We start from the raw sequence: 18,268 nt of genomic DNA, 5'->3' as shown, positions 1-18,268 counted from the left end.
AACATTCCTTTCGCTATATTTTGTGTATATTGTTGATGAATATAAGTTAATGATAAGGTTATTAAGATCGCTAATAATGCATAACTCCAAACGAAACGCTTAATAATAACGGGCCATATTGAGGTCAAATGTAGTTCCGATGTTGAGGGAAGTTGCTTTAATGTCATAGGTTTCTCTTATTTTTTTATTTTTTGTTACAGTCGTTACTTTCGATTAGAGCATCATTGAAACTTAAAGTTGGCTATTATGTGGCTCAAGGATAAATTCAATACCATGTAAAGATAGCGCATCAATGCTCACTTTATTAAACTCTATTGATGCCCCTAAACGAATGGTTTGTTGTTGTGCCGCTTGAATAAAATCCAGCAGATATTGTGAAGGGCTATCAAATAATTGTAGGGCCAACGCCTTACTGAAAATAATGTCTGAAATAGGCAAGGACATTAACATATCCATGGATAACATTTGCGCTTCTTCAATAAACCAATAGACTTTTGAATTGTTTAACCTTGCCATCACAATTAACGAGAAAAAAGGAGATGGTTTGGCGATAGATTGAGGTGAGTTTATATATAAATCAATCTGGTTGTTACCGCCGCTTAAGCGCTCAGCTAATAATAGAGCTCGGTCATAATTTACGCCATCTGGAAACCAATCAAATATACTTTTTACATGGACTATTTTATTAGCATTGCGATTCAGTGGAATTGATGAAATTTGTTGTTGGCTCATACCGTAGGGGCAAAATAGAGCCGCTGGCTGATGGTGAGTTTGACCCGTATCATGATTGATTAAAAATAATGGAAGAGCGGTAATATCTGTATTTTGCTGCTGGATTAAGTGCTTTAAATAGATTTTAGAAAACAAACGGATCAAAATTTGGCGTGATTGTTGCGTATTTGGAACATGACTCAGGCTGGCTAATATTGGAAAGCCTAGGCTATTAGTTAGGTCATAAAGTGCATGACTCAAGTTGGCTTGCATCTCTCCGAAGAGCATAAGAAAAGGTCGTTGCTTTAAATTGATTAAGTTATTGAGTACTTCCATCAACCTTAAATCGGGGGTATTTAAATCTATAATCAACAGCTGTAAGTCATCAATATTAGTGAGAGATTGCTTTGCTGTGTATACATACAAATTTTCAAGCCCTTGTAACTGTTCAGGTTGTGTGACGTGTGGATGTGCCGAAATTAACCCTGTTTTATAGTGCTTCAACCAGTGATTGAACAATGTGAGGCTATTTTTTTGCCATTCTTTTACTGCTTGCTGTAATTGCAATCTAGATTGGCAATAATCGAAGGTAGGAAGATCTATTGCCATGCTAGGTAGTTCTCCTAACCAAAAAATTTTTAGATCTTCTCGTTCTTTTAATAGTTGTATTAAAGAGTCGCATTGACTATGTGATTCAATACTATTATTTAAAATAACGGCGCTACCTAAAGGGGATGAGTTCAGTTGTAAGGTGAGCGCAGACAGGTCGCTGATCTGCTGCGTAACATCAAAGTTATCTTCAGCATTCAAGCTGTAAAGGGGAAATATGCCTTTATAGCCTGTTTGCTCAGAGCTTAATAAAAGGTGTAACTCTTGTTCACTTAATATTGAGCTCTGTTGTGAATTAAACATTTTATACTTCTAATAACTCAGGTAAAAACTCACCACTATTGTCAGGGTAAACAATGTACTCACCGTGGTATTTAACTTTAGATTTGTAATCCGTTACCTTGTGTAATAATAATGTTTGTTGGTAAGCGGCTGTTAGGGCTTCTGGTAAATCGCCACGTATGTATAAGCTGATAGGTTTAATTAACAAGCCATCTTCAAAATGTGATTCAAATTCTGTACTACAAATGATCAACGATGCTTGACCGCCACTGTGGCGATTAAGTTTTTCACCCACTTCTAAATCAGTATTAACCATCCAACCTTGTGTTGTTAATTGCTCACACAGTGCAGATACTTGCGCTTTGTGAACAGGTTTTGCACTCAGGCTTTCATCAAACACATGTTCATAGGTATTTTTAATGGCAGTGAAGGTTGCTACAAGGCCTGCATTTTTGCCTAAACTACGGGCTTTACGTTGCCAAATCGTCAAAGTAGGTAAGACATCACTTTCAAAGCGTTTTTTCTTAATGGCGTTGGTTGTCCATGCCGCTAAGAAATGAGTCTCGCTAAGTGGGTTGTGTGGGATTTTGCCTTTTTCTTGCGCTTCGTTTAAATCTGCTAACGCATCGCTAACCACTTGGTGAATTGATGTTGAGAAACTTGTCATGACGATCCTGATTATAATAAATGTAATAACAAAATTATGACAGGCTAACCAATTACGGACAAGTAAAGTTAAACTGAATTGCACTCATAAATTGTTTAAAGGGCAGATATAACTGATCTGATTGTTTAACCAACAAATAGTTGCGTAAAAAGTAACGGGTTAGCAGTGACTTGGCTTTAGCGCTTCAATATTTTTGTAAACTTGATTACACTCTTAATATGTTTGATTACCTAGGTTTTATATGTCTAAATTTAGTCTTAAATTGGTACCGCCTACTAATAAGAAAATATCACTGGTATTAGGCAGTGGTGGCGCTAGGGGAATGGTACACATAGGTATTATTAAGTGGTTAGTGGAACACGGCTACCAAATCCAATCCATCTCTGGTTGTTCTATTGGCGCATTGATCGGTGGGGTCTATGCTGCAGGTAAACTAAAAGAGTTTGAACAATGGGTGTGTGGGTTAGATAAGCTCTCTATTATCTCACTGTTGGATATCTCTTGGACTTCCAGTGGTTTATTACGTGGTGACAAAATCATTAATACACTCATCGGTTTATTAGGCGATCAAACCATTGAAGATTTGCCACTTAAATATACAGCTGTGGCTGCAGATATTAAAAATGAGAAAGAGGTGTGGATAAACTCAGGTTGTTTATTTGATGCGATACGTGCCTCTATCTCGTTACCCTTATTCTTTACTCCCGTTGAAAGAGATGGTGTGCAATTGATTGATGGTGGTGTGTTAAACCCTGTGCCGATTGCCCCTGTGTTTGGTGATAATACGGATGCTATTATTGCAGTGAACCTATCAGGTGAATTTAATTACAACTGTGAAGAGGTAGATACCTTAAATGATGTTATCAATGAAGTAGAAGACTTGGCTTTTCATCAAAAGATAGGGCACTACATTAAACAGTTAAGTGAAAACCTGAGTATTACAGAAGCAAAACCCTCTACTATCGCCGCCTATGATGTGGCAGACCAAGCGTTTGATGCGATGCAAGGCACTATTGCTCGATTAAAGCTAGCAGCATACCCTGCGGATTATAATATCGTGATAGCTCGTAATGCATGTGGCACCCTAGAGTTTGATCGTGCCAAGGAGATGATCGACCTTGGTTATCGTAGTGCGCATAAAGTGTTAAGTAACATTCAATCATAACCTCAGACTAAAAGATCAAAGAAGTTACCGTTTAAAGGATACAAAGTGGACGCCATTACGAGTACCCAAGCTTGGGTCAATAAAGTCATTGTTAAATATAATATTTGCCCCTTTGCTCGAAGAGAGGTTGAAGCTGGAAGCATACGTTACATCGAGGAAACGAACTCAGAGGTTGAAGCTGTGTTAGAAAGGCTAACTGAAGAGTGGCAACATTTAGATCAACATCCAGAGACAGAAACCACCTTATTAATATTAAGTGAAGCCTGTACAGACTTTGACGCATTTTTAGATTGTGTGTATCTAGCAAATCACTATTTACAAATGAATCGCTATGAAGGTGTATATCAACTGGCACATTTTCATCCCGATTATTGTTTTGAAGGTGATCCTGAAGAGGCAGCTTCAAATTATAGCAATCGTTCACCCTACCCAACACTGCATATCATTCGAGAAAGTAGCATGGAAAGAGCCATTGCAGCCCACCCTGATGTGGATGCTATACCAGAAAGAAACATCGAGTTTTTAAATAAAAAGGGCAGTCCATTTTTTGCTGATTTATTAGCAAGCTGTATGTTATCAAAATAGCATTAATATAGATTAGTTGTTTTTAGATGCTAGGTGCTAGATGCTAGATGCTAGGTGCTAGGTGCTAGGTGCTAGATGAAAGATGCTAGGTGCTAGATGAAAGATGCTAGGTGCTAGATGAAAGATGCTAGGTGCAAGATGCTAGATGTTAGGTGTTAGCTGATAGATGCTAGATGCTAGATGCTAGGTGATAGATGCTAGATGCTAGATGCTAGATGATAGATGCTAGGGACTCGTTGTTATATCAGAGGTTGGGGATAGTCGGTGAGAGTATTGGTAAATCGAATGGTCTATTGAACACTCGATTTACCTAAAAGTTTGGTTAGAATGTTAATGCTAGGTTAGCTGATACACCTGCTTGGTTTTCACCTGCATATGAACCGGCGATATCTAAGCTTACAAGGTCAAAAGGGCTGAAACCAATACCTGCGGTGATTGAGTTATCTAATGTTTCTTCTAAATCTATTTCATAACCTGCACGTAACTGCGCCCAACCCCAAGCATTCCCTTCAACACCAAAGCGAACAAATTGTGTGTCATCGTCTGTGCCGATCCCTTCAAAACGCTTTTGCGTCGTTAAGTCTGCATCAATAGCCGCTACAAAATAATCAGAGCTGTAGGCAACACCAAGCGTTACTTGTGTATCAAGGTGGTAAGAGCCATTAATTTCACCACTGGTATCTACTACATCAATTTCTTGGGCAATAATGTCTTTAACTGCAATCGCTGTGCGGAAGTTATCTAGATACCAAACTGCGCCTAAGTCGAAGTTAAAGGCACTTTTCGACGTTTCACTTTCGTCGTAATCATCCACTTCAAAGTCTTCAACCGTAGCAATTTGTGCATAGGTACGCATTTGTTGATATTTTGGTGTTATACCAAAAGAGAATTGTTGGCCTGCGATTGTATAATATTGCGCTAAGGCTAAACCCGCTTCTATATAACCAAAAGCCACAAAGTCTACATCAGAGGTTTGGTAATTGTAATTACCATTTTCAACCGCTACATCGGTTTGCGCAATGATTTCTGCATAACCGCGTATAAATAAGTTAGAGGAAACCAGTTCAGTAGGTAATGCAACAGCAATACCGGTTCCAGCACTAACTTGAACAGGTTTTGAGCCATCTAATTCAGCAAGATTAGCATCAATTTCTGTGGTATCTGTTGAGCCTGAATCATTAAGAACATCGATGTTATCTTGAAGGTCATCAAGTTCACTGATCGCATCATCTTTATCACTAGCTGAAACATCAATGCCAATGAAAACACCAAAATCATCATGGTCACGATAATTAGCAGCTAGTGCAGGGTTATAGAAGGGGGCAGTGAGATAGTCGGCAGAAGCAACACCTGTATTACCCATGGCATTACCACGCGCATCGGCTACTTTATTTGCTGCTTGAGCACTGATAGCCGTGAGCGATCCCAGTACGCTTAATGCAATTAATGACTTTTTATCCATTTGCAAGTTCCTTCTTTTAAAATTGATGTTAATTCCTAATTAATTTTAACTATAGACACTTTTTTGTGAGATGTGAACAAAAAGAGGTAAAAAATTATCTATTTAGTGGTAGTTGCTGCGTAAGGCAATGATTGATAAAGAAATTGACTATTTGTGTAGTAATTAAGCAAACAGCAAAGTGCATTTGTATTGCGTTAACTCTGGGATTAGAATGCGCTAGATTACCGATTTATTAATGTTTGTTTTAATTGAAAAATTAATCTGAAATCCATTTTTAAAGCGGTCGATTAATTATAAAAGCCACAATAAATTGTGGTTATCCTGTGTTGTATTCTTTACTATTAATACTCGCTATTTATCTGAATCTTTAACCATTTTCGTCTACAAGGAACCTCCATGGCAGAACAAGCTTATCAATTGTTACGCATTATTATTATCGATAGCTTTTGGAAGGGACAAGTGAATGAACTAGACCTATCTGGTCATACCCAATTAGAAGGGACTAATGGTGCAGGTAAAACTTCTTTAATGCGTCTACTACCACTTTTCTATGGTATGCGCCCGAGTGATATTGTCAGTAAAGTGGATCAAGCCAAAAACTTTGCTGATTATTATTTACCAAGAGATTCGAGCATGCTGGTATATGAATATCAGCGTCCAGGTGGTCAAACTTGTATGGCACTAGCCAGTTCAGATGGCCGAGGTGTGCAGTTTAAATTTATTGATAGTGGTTTTGATAGCAAGATTTTTATCGGTGAAAATAAAATACCCTTAACCGTTGCTGAAGTTGAGCGAGTATATCGTTCGCTGGGTGTGGAATGCTCTGTGTATTTAGGTGTTGATAAATATCGTCAAGTGATTCAAAACCTGCGTATTGGTCGTAAAGTTAAAGAGATCCGTCAATTACAAAATCGCTTTGCATTTAGTGATTTAGCCACGCCACATTTAGATAAAGTGGTTAATGGTACCATCGAAAAGAACCTCGACTTTGATGCTGTTAAACAGATGCTGGTGGCGATTGCTGGTGACCATATTGCACGTAGTGTTGGCCAAGAGAAAGAGCAGATAACACTCAACAAACAAGATATCAGCTTATGGTTAGCGGATATTCAAGCCAGTCGTTCAATTCAAAAAGTGAGCGATAAAATTGCGCTGTGGCAAACAGATTTTACTCAGTTAGATAACTTACTAATTAAATTACAGCACTTACATGTTGAAATGTTAGCGCATCAAGAAAGCATCAATATCAAGCAAACGGAGCGCAGCCAACAGAAAACTCAATTACGTGAGCAAATCACGCAATTGGATAAACAGTTAAAAGAGCAAACACAAACACTGCAAACTGACATCAGTAAATTGTTGGTGAAAATTGAAGCTGACCAAGGTCGTATTGATCTGTTAGATGAAGATAAACTTAAGTTTGATGAAAATGACGCGGCTAGTTTTCAATTACAAGCAGATAACGCACCTCGTTATCAACAGGCTTTGAACGATGTAAATGAGATCATTGAAGCCTTTGAAGGTAACTTAAACAAAGTACAAGCAAAGTTTGAATCCTTATTACAGACGCTTACCTTACAAAAGGTCAAGGATGAAGCGCGTAATCATGAGCAAGTTGCTAAAGTAAAAGAGCAAGCGAATACTCAACTATCAGTTATTTCTGAAACCTATCAAGGCCAGTTAGCAAAATTGAATGAGCAGTTAAACGACAGCTTTTTAAAATTGAACATGGATCTACAGTTATTACAAAATGACTTGAAGATGACTGAGACTGCACAACAAAACATCACTGTTGACCCTGCTTTACAAGCTGAAATTGATAGTAATCAAGTTAATATGTCTGAAGTGAAAGACAGATTGAGTGATCTCATTACAAGTATTAAGTAGTGATAATCAGCAGCTCAATACGTTAGAAAAACAGCGAACGTCAGTCCTAGACCAACATACTAAAAATAACCGTCAGTTGGACGATTATAAAAAATCACGTCAACAGTTACATTTACAATTGTTACCAGAGGTGAATTCATTACATCACTTTTTAAGTCATGAGAATGAAGCAGAAGGTTGGAAAGATAACATCGGCCGTGTTTTATCTGCCGAGCAATTAGCGCGTAAAGATCTTAACCCTCAATGGGTCACAGAACCTGCTGATAAGTTGAGTTTATTTGGCTTACAAATTGATTTAGACCAGTTGCAAGATAACGACCTACAGCTTAATGAAAATGAACTGCGTGAAAAAATCACCACAATGGATGATAAAATAGCGTCACTCAGTGATAAATCACAGCAACTAACCACACAGTTAAACGATCTAAATAAACAAATTGAACAACAAACACTGTTGATCAGTGAGCGTAAACAAGCCTTACAAAAAATAGAACTACAACGCCAGCAGTTTAAAATCCAACAAGATAATTTGGTGATTAAAAAGCAACACTTCTTGAAGCAAGCTGCAGCAACCTTTGAAGATGATATTAAAAAGTTAACCACTAAAATCAAACAACAACAAAGTAAACTGGCTGAGTTTAAAGAGCTTCAACAAGCGCAACGTTTTGAGCTGAATAATCAAATGTTAGATCAACGTATGGTCGTTGAGTCAGACCGTGACAGTCAACTTGATCAACTTGCTGAGCAGTTTGCTGCTATTCAAGAAAGTGCTAAAACACGTAAGAAAGACTACAAACAGCAGCGTGACCAAGCCTTAGACAAATTAGACCCTGATGGTGAAGTTGATAAACGTATTAAACAACGTGCTGAATTAACAAAGCAGCTTGAAGAGTGTGCCGTTTGGGCGCGTAAAGCGCGTGAATATGAAGACTTCATGAATAAGCGTTATATTAATCGCGATCAGTTAGTTGAGCAGAATCAAAATAGAGAAGTACAAAAACGCGGTTTAGAAAATAGCTTATCTGATTTAACCATTGAAAAAACTGGTTTAATTACTGAGAAACAAAAACTACTTAAAAAAGTTTCGCAGCAACTCAATGATGATGCGGATCTTTTACTGCAATTAAGTTTGGCACAACGTGAGTGTGAACAGTATGGCATTGAACCTATCGTTGCAGAGTCAGAGCCAAGCAATAACCCAGAGTTAACTGTAACTTTCTGTGGTGATTGGATCAAACAATTCAAAACCATTGATAAACGTCTACAATCGCAAATAACTCAGTTTAATACGACCTTTGCAAAAAATAATGCCAATAGTGAACTCTATGAAAACTGGGTTAAGTTAGTGGCGGATAATGATATTTATAAGGGCGCGAGAAGCTTGTTTAAATACCAAAACCCGATTGCAGATTTACTCAGTAGTGCCGCACAGAAACAAAAGAATACTTATCAGTTGGTGACGGTCAACGCCAATATGATCAATGAGTTCTATCAACATATTGAACACTTCGCGCGTCGCATTAAAAGTATCGGTAAACAACTGTCTAATAACGTCACTAAACTAGCGCACTTTGAAGCACTTGCTGATATTAACGTTAATACAGTAATGAAACAGGAAGAGCTAGATTACTGGGGTCCATTACAGCAATTTGCTAAGTTATTTGATAAATACCGTGATGATTTACGTGAAGGTGTCGGTGATATTCCTGACGACTTGATTGTTGCAATGCAAAAGCTTTCTGCTTATCTACCAAGTGAAGGGTTTGCACTAGCTCACCATCAACTGTTTGATATCGAGTTTACTATCTCTGAAAAAGGGCAGTTAAAACACGCACGTAATGCGAGACAGCTGAAAAAAATCAGTTCAACAGGGCTGTCATACCTCGCCATGTTGTCTTTATATGCGGGGATTTTAGGCATGTTACGTGGCGAAAGTGATGTGCAAACCCAAATCATATTACCGGTAGATGAGTTAGGTGAATTAGCCGCCGAAAATATCGACCTGTTATTAACTATGTTTAACGACAATGCAATTACTATGTTATCTGCTTCGCCTTCTACAGATCGCCATATCTTGTCACTCTATGAGCGTCATTATAAGATTAAAGATAACAAAATATTCCATGCACATATCCCAACATCACGATTAGATGAGCTATTAATGCAACGCAAACAAGTGGCAGAACAAGCGAGTCAGACACAAACAACTGAATTGGAGAGCCAAGATGTTTAAGCAAACCGTTCAAAAACTATTAACCGGTGAAGTGATTTGTGAAACAGGCTTTGCAGATGAGTTCTTATTTCTACAAGCCCAAGATAACCAAGGTCGTGTCAGTGATTTCCTCAGCAACTTAGATCGTCAATTAACCTATTTAGACAGTGCAGATGCTTATTACTGCACCTTTAATGAAGTGGACAGTGACAATACACCGGAATTAACCGCATTATTTACCGATATTCGCGGTATGTTCCGTCCACTTGTTGAGTTCTTAGAGTTAATTCTTACAGCGAGTCAAACAGACTTACCTATCCATGCGAAGTCGATTATCAATATTAATGAACTGTTTGACCCATTTGAACATGACCAAACCTTACGTGAACAATTACGCCATTTAACCGCAATCAGACCCTTTAAAACTAATAAATTAGAAAGCCGTGAGCAATTGGTTTTTGTATTTCATAAATTAGAAGAACTGGGCTATTTTGTGCGTAAAAATGCCGGCAGTAGCCGCTATTTTGCAACGGCTAAGTTTGATCTTATCTATCTGTTAATTGAGTTCTTAAATGATTCAGAACGTATTGAGCTTCCAGAAACAGTAGAGCAACAACAAGAAGAGTTATTGTTCTAATGGCAGGTTACGATACTAAAGATGTTGCAGAACTTTTACGCCAGCTTGGAGCGCATGACCAACTGTTAGCAGAGGCTTATGTGTTTGGTTCGGTGCAGGGTGATGGTGATGAAGCCAGAAAGATAGCGGCACTGCATAAAAAGTCGCTATTAAGACCCGATGACGAACCTGGTGATTATCGTGTTAGTGCTGAGCTTAAGCGCATGTTAAACCGTTTAATGCGTAAGCAAAGTAGTTACCGACAGCTCACGGACATGGGTAAAGTGATTGATGTGTTAGCTGATACAGTGAACGACTATCGTTTATCAGTGATTAGCGATCAACAGGATGATGCAGAATATTATTTAGATCAATTAGATGATCTTCTCTATGAAGCAAAAGATAACCTAAACGTTAGTCTAGATAATATGCATTATGCCATCTCAAGTCAGTTCGGCTTCGTTACTACGATCAGTGCAAAAGTGCGTGAAAATGAACGTGCATTAACCTATGCACAAAAGTTATTAACTGAATTACAACAGATCGATCCTGAAACCTGTTACGAATGGATGGATTGGGCTTGCCCTGTTGAGCTGGCGCGTAAGATTAGTGGTTTTATCTATTGGTTTAATCAAACCTTGCCACGGTTGCGTTTTATCATTGATAGTATGCGTTTAAGCTTATTTAAATTAAGACGCGATGAGAAACAAGCTAGTCTGTTACGTAATATGGCACGTTACCTTCAAAAACATCCTGAGTTTGAAATTAACGAAAATGTATTCGAAGATAAAAGCTTGCCTGAAACCTTACGTTTTGCACCTGCGATGCCAATTAAGTCTTATATTAATGTTAAAGAAACCGCACATGAGCATGCATTAGTGGGAATAGTGCAGTCATTACGTAAACTTAATAATGCGACTAAACCTAATGCTCGTGAAACGTCATCAGTAGAGGTGATTGAGAACGTGGCGATGGGCTTTAGTTATGATTACTTTGAAGAGCAAACAGAGCGCCTATTTGAAAAAGCAATTACCACAGGTGAAGCCGTCTCTGCTGTTGCTTATTGGCAGCAATCATTAGTCGATTGGCATCAATTACAGCAGCATATTGAACCTATTGCACGGGTTGAATTAGTGTTTAGTAGTTATTGTAAATTAACCAATGCACAACAGGCACTAATTGATATCAAACCAAAAGGTAAGCAGCTTGAAGGTATTTCTCATAACTGGTCTTACAGTGACATTGTAGTTAAAGTGAATTAATGATGCCTGGTTGTATTATTAATAAAACCCAGTATCAATTTTTTGCAAAACAATTAAGTCAGGCTATCAATCGCGTTAAAAAGAATAAATCCTGTGAGTGGATTGTTGCACAGCATCGGTTAGGAAAAATTGTATACGGAGAGTGGGTTTACACTGAACGAGATAGGCGAGACATTATTGATTTGGTGAAATCACAGCTTCATGTTGATCTCTTATACGATGCGTATCCTGAAAAGACTGCGCGGGTAACACGAGCTAATACTTTTAATGATGAGAAGCCTCATACTTTAGCGGTAAGTCATGATTTTGTGTTGGTCAATAGCCTCAATACCTTGCAGATTAACCATACAAACATTCTACTTAGTGAGCTTCAATCACTTGGGCTATATCTAGATGCAAACAGTGTAACTAGTATTGAACATCGCTGTATTGTATTGGTAGAGAATTTAAGTGTGATGGCTAATTTAGCCTCATTGAATTTTTCCCTGAGCATGACTTTTTAAAAAATGCACTGTGGTTATACCGTGGCGATATTAAAGCACAACAAACCACCAGTATGGCTTATCAGTTTTTCAGGCGTTTTAAAGATTCCCATCAGTTGGTGTGTTTTGCAGACTTTGATCCTAAAGGCATAGAAATTACGTTAACCAGTGGTGCTGAGTATTTTATTGCCCCGACTGTAGAGAGCATTAAAACCTTTCACGCCAACGGTGCAGATATTGATTACTTTAAGCAAGATAGTGCAAGAACCTATATTGCTAAGTATCAATCGGATTCATTAAAAATATTACAGCTGTACAGCTTAATGTCAGCACAAAGAAAAACTATCAAACAAGAGCATATGCTGGCAAAGGCATTAACTTTGTCGGTATCTAAATTAAATTAAATTAACGTACAATAGAAACTAATTTATAAAAAGCAGGAATAAACATGCAAATAGCAAAAAATAGTGTTGTTGAATTTCATTATCGCGTCAGTGAAGGTGAAACCTTATTAGAAAATAGTCAAGGTAATGATCCATTACTTTATCTGCACGGTCATGGTGGTTTATTTGAAACCATGGAAGCGGCTTTTGTCGGTAAATCAGTAGGCGATGAGTTTGAGGTGACGTTAACACCGGAGCAGTCTTATGGTGAGCGTCGTGAGTCAGCTATTCAACGTATCCCTCTAAAACACTTACAAGGCGCTAAAAAGTGGTCTGCAGGGATGGTGGCTACTGTTGAATCAAACCAAGGCAAACAGGAAGTAACAATAATTAAAGTAGGGCGCTTTAATGCAGATTGTGATTTAAACCATCCATTTGCAGGTAAAACCCTAACCTTTAACATTCAAGTTGCCAGTGTGCGTGAAGCAACTGCAGATGAAATTTCTCATGGTCATGCCCACGCTAAAGGCGGTTGTGGCCATTAATCGTAAAGGTTAATCCAATGAAACGTATTACGTTATACACTATGGTTAATTGCCCACACTGTAAAACAGCAAAACAATACCTTGAACAACAGGGTATTGTTTTTCGTTCTGTAGATGTTAAAAGCCCTGCAGGACAGAAAGAGTTTGCTAAAACGGGGTTCCGTGGTGTTCCTATTTTGAAAATCGGTGACCAGTTCTTAAATGGTTTTAGTGTTAAAGGCTTTAATCAATTATATAAAGACTAATCCATAAGTTGCTAAAAATTAAGTGGTGTCATTACATAGTGATGCCACTTAGTAGCAAATGACTTAATAAAGCTCCTGAATCCCCATTGTATAAGCAAAAAATGACACTTATATGATACATTTTTCTTGCCTCAATTTCATTATATGCATAAAGTGAAATCATCTGTTTAACTTGCTATGGAATGCTGATGAAAGTATTTGATTCGGGGTCTTTACCACCCGCACAAGTGATCTCTTTACCGCATGAAGTTGAAAATCATGACCATGAACATCACCAATTGGTGATCGCCCTTAAAGGGTATTCTGAATTTTGTATTGAAGGCACACCGAATTTTATTGTTCCAGGGCAGGGCTGCATTGTAACTACTAGCTCTGAGCATGCCTTTAATGGAGTAGGCGAATCAGAAATCCTAACCTTAAACTTACCCTATGAGCTTAGTGTTGATACGCAAATAGTAAAAAGAATTGAGCCTTTATTCAGTAGCAATCAGTATTTTCGTTTAGATAGACAGTTCCAATCGATTTTACAATTACTGGTTCAGGAGATGAAAGAGTCTCCTGATGATATTCTGTTAGCGGAAGCCTGCAAAAATACCGTGATAGCCATGCTTCATCGCCACATGCATTTAGACTTCCCGAATAAACTTAGTTTAAAAAATAGAATCAACATGACCCTGATTGATAACTATATACTGCAGCATATCGCCGCTAAAATTACTGTAGCTCAATTGGCTGGATGTGTTTATCTAGGTGAGAGTCAGTTCCACCTGCTATTTAAATTACAAGTGGGAATGACTCCGCATCAATATATTTTACAAACTCGTTTGAATTTAGCTAAAAAATTATTAGCTGATCATTCATTAACACTTTCGGCCATAGCAAGCGCTTGTGGTTTTGCTAATCAAAGCAGTTTCACACACAGCTTCACTAAAACACAGGGCACATCTCCTTCTAAATATCGCCAATAATTGCCCGTTTTTAGGTGAATAAAAAATTGATCTAGATCACGTTTTAATTTCGGTCGTACTTTTTGACATATTAATCGTAGTTTTTGATAAAGCGTTTTTTACCATTTAGCAATACTATCGAGTTTTAATCACATGCAAACATAGTCAAATTAAGGTTATGTTTTTAGAGGGATATTTATGTCGTTGTTGACTGCTGCAGACGTGCTACGTAAAGATTTTATGGATACAGAATTATCTGTATTGTGGTCGTATATTTCGCCATTGTATATGGTGGATGAAAGTGAGTGGCTTCGTCAACTGTTGCCTTTAGCGACACCTAGTGAACAGCAATTAGCTGAAATCAATCATGATGCTACTAACTTGATTGAGCGTGTCCGTAAAGATAAAAATGCGGTACATATGATTGATGCATTATTAGCTGAATACAGTTTAGATACCAAAGAAGGTATTTTATTAATGTGTTTAGCAGAAGCGTTAATGCGTATTCCTGATAAACAAACAGCAGATGCACTAATTAAAGATAAATTAAGTGTTGCAGACTGGAAAGCTCACCTAAAAAACTCTAGTTCACTATTTGTTAATGCTTCAACGTGGGGATTATTATTAACAGGTAAAATTGTTAATCTAAAAAAAGCCAATAAAAAGAGCTCTGCGCACTTAGTTAATGGTCTAGTGAATAAATTAACTGAACCGGTTATACGTGAAGTGATGCAACAAGCGATGAAAATTATGGGTCATCAGTTTGTATTAGGTCGCAATATTAATGAAGCACAATCAAACGGTAAAACCTTCACTAATAAAGGCTGTAGTTACTCCTTTGATATGTTGGGTGAGTCAGCTTTAACGGCAACTGATGCTAAAAAATACTTCGATGCTTATATGTTGGCGATCGAGTCTGTGGGTAGCAAAGCGCTTAACCAAAAAGATCAAGACAACGCAGCGACTGTATCAATTAAACTATCAGCACTACATCCACGTTATGAAGTTGCAAATACGCAACGTGTATTAACTGAAATGTACGATACGGTTATCCTACTGATTAAAAAAGCACGCGAAGTCAATGTCGGTTTAACCATTGATGCTGAAGAAGCAGATCGTTTAGAACTGTCTTTATTATTATTTGAAAAACTAATGGCCGCACCAGAGACAAAAGGCTGGGGTAAATTAGGCATAGTAGTACAAGCTTATAGTAAGCGTGCGCTACCAGTACTTGCTTGGTTAGCGGGTTTGGCCAAACAGCAGGGCGATATTATTCCACTACGTTTAGTGAAAGGTGCGTATTGGGATGGTGAGATTAAAATATCACAACAAAATGGCTTTGCAGCCTATCCAGTGTATACACGTAAAGAAGCAACAGATGTTTCCTACTTAGCTTGTGCTAAATTCCTGTTAAGCCCTGCAATTAAAGGATTAATTTTCCCGCAATTTGCTAGTCATAACGCACATACAGTAACCACTATTACTCATATTGCTGAACACCAAGAATATGAGTTCCAACGTTTACACGGTATGGGTGATGCTTTGTATCATCATGTGATGAGTATGTTTAATAGCCATGTACGTATTTATGCCCCAGTGGGTAACCATAAAGATCTTTTACCTTACTTAGTAAGACGTTTATTAGAAAACGGCGCAAATAGCTCATTTGTACATCGTTTAGTTGATGCTAAATGTCCTATTACAGAGTTAATTGAACACCCTGTGATCACGTTAACCAAGCGTAAAACCTTACATAATAACCTGATTGAATTACCGCCAGCGATATTTAGTGACAGACAAAACTCATTTAGTATCAATATTGATATTGAAAGTGAAGTTGCGCCATTACATAAAGCTATCGAGAGCTTTAAAGGTTACCAGTGGCGAGCGGGCCCGATAGTCAATGGTATACATTATACTGATGCTCAGCAGTTAGATGAACAAGAAAGTGATATTACTGTACAAACTATCACTGCACCTTACGACCGTTCGATTGAAGTAGGAACAGTATTATTTTCAACACCACAGCTGATTGAAAATGCATTATTAAATGCACAACAACACTTTTTAGAATGGGATACCACGGCAGTTACTGAGCGTGCCCAGTGTTTATATAACTTAGCTGACTTGTTAGAAAAGCATATGCCAGAACTAGTGGCGCTTTGCCATCATGAAGCGGGTAAAACGATTCACGATTGTATTGATGAAGTACGTGAAGCGGTGGATTTTTGTCGTTACTACGCTCAACAAGCTACCGACATGCTAGCTGGAAGTGAAGCGAATGTAAGCTTTGACAATATTATTCAGCAAGTAACGCATCAGGGTAAAGGCGTGTTTGTGTGTATTAGCCCTTGGAACTTCCCATTAGCTATCTTCCTAGGACAAATTACCGCGGCATTAGTGATGGGTAATACGGTGATCGCTAAACCTGCAGAGCAAACATCTTTAATTGCTGCACGTGCGGTTGAGTTTATGTTAGAAGCAGGATTTGATGAGCAAAGTATTCACCTGTTAACAGGAAACGGGGCAGAAATCGGTAATGCTTTAACCTCTGACGATCGTATTGCTGGCGTGGTCTTTACAGGGTCAACTAAAACAGCACAGGTAATCAACCGAAGCTTAGCTAAACGTGACGTCATGCCTGCTACCTTTATTGCAGAAACCGGCGGGCAAAATGCCATGATTGTGGACAGTACTGCGTTACCTGAGCAAGTAGTAAGAGATGTAATACGCTCTGCGTTTGCTTCTGCGGGTCAACGCTGTTCAGCGTTACGTGTGTTATTTATTCAACAGGATATTGCACCACGTGTGATTGAGTTAATCGAAGGTGCGATGAATGAATTATCCGTTGGTTTACCTTACCTGCACAGTACTGATGTTGGACCTGTGATCGATAAAACAGCCAAAGATAAGTTAACTAGCCATATTAATAACATGACTGAGCAACATAAACTGTTGGCTCAAGTATCATTAAGTGATGCATGCCAAAAAGGTGACTTTATCGCACCAACTGCAATTGAAATAGACAGTTTAGATCAGTTAAGTGAAGAGCAGTTCGGCCCAATTCTACATGTAATTCGTTATAAAGCGTCACAGTTAGAAGAAGTGATTAATCAAATAAACGGTTCAGGTTATGGCTTAACTATGGGGATTCATAGTCGTAATGAATCTACTTATACACATATCGCGAAAGCTAGCCGAGTAGGTAACTGCTATATCAATCGTGACCAAGTTGGCGCTGTAGTAGGCGTACAACCATTTGGTGGACAAGGATTATCAGGTACAGGTCCAAAAGCAGGTGGGCCACGATATTTACAACGTTTCAGCAAGCAAGTTGTGACCGTTGATGTTGAAATGAGTGAAGGGGTTTAATCATGAGAGAAACAATTGAAATAGCACCAAATGTCAGTGATTTACGTATTATCAACCAAGCGGCAGATGCGTGGCTTCCGTGGAATGCTATTGGCGTCGAAGAAAGGTTAGCGGTATTGGACCAATGGAGTGCGTTATTAAAGTTTCAACAGGGCATTGATTTATTGGTATCACAAGTGATTGAGTATCATTGTCAGCAAGCGACGAAATTAATTGCTGAGCCATTGAATATGCCGGGCCCAACAGGTGAAAGTAATGTGCTTAGTACTTCTGGTCGTGGTGTATTTCTAATTATGGCTGAAGAAAACTCATCGGTTATCGCTTTTACTGCTTTGCTGAGCTGTGCATTAGTTGGCGGAAACAGTGTGATTGTCACTGATACAGAAGAACATAAAGCATTATTTGATGTGTTACAGCAAGCCTGTGATTTATCAATGGTTGCTATGCCTGTGTGTTTTGTGAAGGATAATCAAGCATTAAAAGATCTATTAGATGATGATGTAGTTGCTGGTGTTGGTTATGTAGGTGATGAACAGAAAGTGATTGAGTTAAATCGTATTATTGCTGCTAGAACAGGGCAGATTGCGACTTTTATTACTGAGACTGATCTACTTCAACTAGAAACATCGCGCGATCAAAACCTAGTATTACGTTTTATCACCGAAAAAACCTTATCAACTAATGTTACCGCGGTAGGGGGAATGCAACCTTGCTAGCGCTTGGTTGTGGTGAGGAATAATATCTCTAGAGTAACCAGTTAAGTATTTGCTAATAAAAAACCGCGCTAGTTGCCTAGCGCGGTTTTTTGTATTGATAACTTAATCAGTGCTAATACC

Annotated in this window: 16 protein-coding genes; 13 read left to right on the top strand and 3 right to left on the bottom strand. The window is 38.3% G+C overall.

The features are described 5' to 3' along the window. Nucleotides 1-231: 231 nt before the first annotated feature. Both ACLKL2_RS03105 and ACLKL2_RS03100 read right to left on the bottom strand, forming a co-directional pair. Complete coding sequence (locus ACLKL2_RS03105; protein ID WP_413693332.1) at nt 232-1,623, bottom strand: hypothetical protein; 1,392 nt, start codon at nt 1,621-1,623, stop codon at nt 232-234. 1 nt (nt 1,624) lies between these two features. Further along, nucleotides 1,625-2,269, bottom strand: a complete 645-nt coding sequence (locus tag ACLKL2_RS03100; RefSeq protein WP_113818139.1) for a DUF2913 family protein — start codon at nt 2,267-2,269, stop codon at nt 1,625-1,627. A gap of 241 nt (nt 2,270-2,510) precedes the next feature. Between ACLKL2_RS03100 and ACLKL2_RS03095 the strand changes: the two genes are divergently transcribed. Then, nucleotides 2,511-3,434, top strand: a complete 924-nt coding sequence (locus ACLKL2_RS03095; RefSeq protein WP_113818138.1) for a patatin-like phospholipase family protein — start codon at nt 2,511-2,513, stop codon at nt 3,432-3,434. A 45-nt stretch (nt 3,435-3,479) separates the two neighbouring features. Beyond that, the gene (locus ACLKL2_RS03090; RefSeq protein WP_113818137.1) at nt 3,480-4,019 is read left to right on the top strand and encodes a DUF1415 domain-containing protein; all 540 of its coding nucleotides are present in this window, start codon (nt 3,480-3,482) and stop codon (nt 4,017-4,019) included. Nucleotides 4,020-4,341: 322 nt separating this feature from the next. Here the strand turns inward: ACLKL2_RS03090 and ACLKL2_RS03085 are convergent, their stop codons facing one another. Then, nucleotides 4,342-5,481, bottom strand: a complete 1,140-nt coding sequence (locus ACLKL2_RS03085; protein WP_413693331.1) for a conjugal transfer protein TraF — start codon at nt 5,479-5,481, stop codon at nt 4,342-4,344. Between the two features lie 396 nt (nt 5,482-5,877). On the opposite strand from ACLKL2_RS03085, the gene ACLKL2_RS03080 reads away from it, so the two are divergent. From ACLKL2_RS03080 to ACLKL2_RS03030, 11 genes are all read left to right on the top strand, one after another. Then, nucleotides 5,878-7,368 carry an ATP-binding protein gene (locus ACLKL2_RS03080; RefSeq protein ID WP_413693330.1) on the top strand — a complete coding sequence of 497 codons (1,491 nt, stop codon included), beginning with the start codon at nt 5,878-5,880 and terminating at the stop codon, nt 7,366-7,368. Continuing rightward, a complete protein-coding gene (locus tag ACLKL2_RS03075; protein WP_413693329.1) occupies nt 7,343-9,601 on the top strand; it encodes an ATP-binding protein in 2,259 nt (752 codons plus the stop codon). Before ACLKL2_RS03080 ends, ACLKL2_RS03075 begins: the two co-directional genes overlap by 26 nt. Next, nucleotides 9,594-10,217 carry a hypothetical protein gene (locus ACLKL2_RS03070; RefSeq protein WP_413693328.1) on the top strand — a complete coding sequence of 208 codons (624 nt, stop codon included), beginning with the start codon at nt 9,594-9,596 and terminating at the stop codon, nt 10,215-10,217. Before ACLKL2_RS03075 ends, ACLKL2_RS03070 begins: the two co-directional genes overlap by 8 nt. Then, a complete protein-coding gene (locus ACLKL2_RS03065) occupies nt 10,217-11,458 on the top strand; it encodes a hypothetical protein (protein ID WP_413693327.1) in 1,242 nt (413 codons plus the stop codon). Before ACLKL2_RS03070 ends, ACLKL2_RS03065 begins: the two co-directional genes overlap by 1 nt. After that, nucleotides 11,458-11,961, top strand: a complete 504-nt coding sequence (locus tag ACLKL2_RS03060; RefSeq protein ID WP_413693326.1) for a DUF7281 domain-containing protein — start codon at nt 11,458-11,460, stop codon at nt 11,959-11,961. Before ACLKL2_RS03065 ends, ACLKL2_RS03060 begins: the two co-directional genes overlap by 1 nt. Continuing rightward, nucleotides 11,931-12,344 carry a DUF7281 domain-containing protein gene (locus tag ACLKL2_RS03055; protein ID WP_425475321.1) on the top strand — a complete coding sequence of 138 codons (414 nt, stop codon included), beginning with the start codon at nt 11,931-11,933 and terminating at the stop codon, nt 12,342-12,344. The genes ACLKL2_RS03060 and ACLKL2_RS03055 overlap by 31 nt, the downstream gene beginning before the upstream one ends. Before the next feature lie 44 nt (nt 12,345-12,388). Then, nucleotides 12,389-12,868, top strand: a complete 480-nt coding sequence (locus tag ACLKL2_RS03050) for an FKBP-type peptidyl-prolyl cis-trans isomerase (RefSeq protein ID WP_113818131.1) — start codon at nt 12,389-12,391, stop codon at nt 12,866-12,868. Between the two features lie 17 nt (nt 12,869-12,885). Then, entirely contained in the window at nt 12,886-13,113 is a 228-nt protein-coding gene (locus ACLKL2_RS03045; RefSeq protein WP_113818130.1) for a glutaredoxin family protein, read from the top strand. Between the two features lie 188 nt (nt 13,114-13,301). Beyond that, nucleotides 13,302-14,081: a helix-turn-helix transcriptional regulator gene (locus tag ACLKL2_RS03040; protein ID WP_413693324.1), complete on the top strand. Its 780-nt coding sequence runs from the start codon at nt 13,302-13,304 to the stop codon at nt 14,079-14,081. Nucleotides 14,082-14,258: 177 nt separating this feature from the next. After that, complete coding sequence (gene putA / locus ACLKL2_RS03035; protein WP_413693323.1) at nt 14,259-17,432, top strand: bifunctional proline dehydrogenase/L-glutamate gamma-semialdehyde dehydrogenase PutA; 3,174 nt, start codon at nt 14,259-14,261, stop codon at nt 17,430-17,432. A gap of 2 nt (nt 17,433-17,434) precedes the next feature. Further along, nucleotides 17,435-18,148, top strand: coding sequence for a hypothetical protein (locus ACLKL2_RS03030; RefSeq protein WP_413693322.1), 714 nt, complete (start codon nt 17,435-17,437; stop codon nt 18,146-18,148). The last annotated feature ends 120 nt before the right edge of the window (nt 18,149-18,268 follow it).

It is taken from the genome of Psychromonas sp. KJ10-2 (assembly GCF_047323255.1).
In the GTDB taxonomy this organism is placed as follows: Bacteria; Pseudomonadota; Gammaproteobacteria; order Enterobacterales; family Psychromonadaceae; genus Psychromonas.
The sequence above is the reverse complement of the archived record's forward strand: the minus strand, read 5'-3'. Positions and strand labels throughout refer to the sequence as shown.

Bases quoted from the DNA above. Each gene is read 5' to 3' on its own strand.
- ACLKL2_RS03105 (WP_413693332.1), bottom strand. From the start codon at position 1,623: ATGTTTAATTCACAACAGAGCTCAATATTAAGTGAACAAGAGTTACAC.
- ACLKL2_RS03100 (WP_113818139.1), bottom strand. From the start codon at position 2,269: ATGACAAGTTTCTCAACATCAATTCACCAAGTGGTTAGCGATGCGTTA.
- ACLKL2_RS03095 (WP_113818138.1), top strand. From the start codon at position 2,511: ATGTCTAAATTTAGTCTTAAATTGGTACCGCCTACTAATAAGAAAATA.
- ACLKL2_RS03085 (WP_413693331.1), bottom strand. From the start codon at position 5,481: ATGGATAAAAAGTCATTAATTGCATTAAGCGTACTGGGATCGCTCACG.
- ACLKL2_RS03080 (WP_413693330.1), top strand. From the start codon at position 5,878: ATGGCAGAACAAGCTTATCAATTGTTACGCATTATTATTATCGATAGC.
- ACLKL2_RS03070 (WP_413693328.1), top strand. From the start codon at position 9,594: ATGTTTAAGCAAACCGTTCAAAAACTATTAACCGGTGAAGTGATTTGT.
- ACLKL2_RS03065 (WP_413693327.1), top strand. From the start codon at position 10,217: ATGGCAGGTTACGATACTAAAGATGTTGCAGAACTTTTACGCCAGCTT.
- ACLKL2_RS03060 (WP_413693326.1), top strand. From the start codon at position 11,458: ATGATGCCTGGTTGTATTATTAATAAAACCCAGTATCAATTTTTTGCA.
- ACLKL2_RS03050 (WP_113818131.1), top strand. From the start codon at position 12,389: ATGCAAATAGCAAAAAATAGTGTTGTTGAATTTCATTATCGCGTCAGT.
- ACLKL2_RS03045 (WP_113818130.1), top strand. From the start codon at position 12,886: ATGAAACGTATTACGTTATACACTATGGTTAATTGCCCACACTGTAAA.
- ACLKL2_RS03040 (WP_413693324.1), top strand. From the start codon at position 13,302: ATGAAAGTATTTGATTCGGGGTCTTTACCACCCGCACAAGTGATCTCT.
- putA (WP_413693323.1), top strand. From the start codon at position 14,259: ATGTCGTTGTTGACTGCTGCAGACGTGCTACGTAAAGATTTTATGGAT.
- ACLKL2_RS03030 (WP_413693322.1), top strand. From the start codon at position 17,435: ATGAGAGAAACAATTGAAATAGCACCAAATGTCAGTGATTTACGTATT.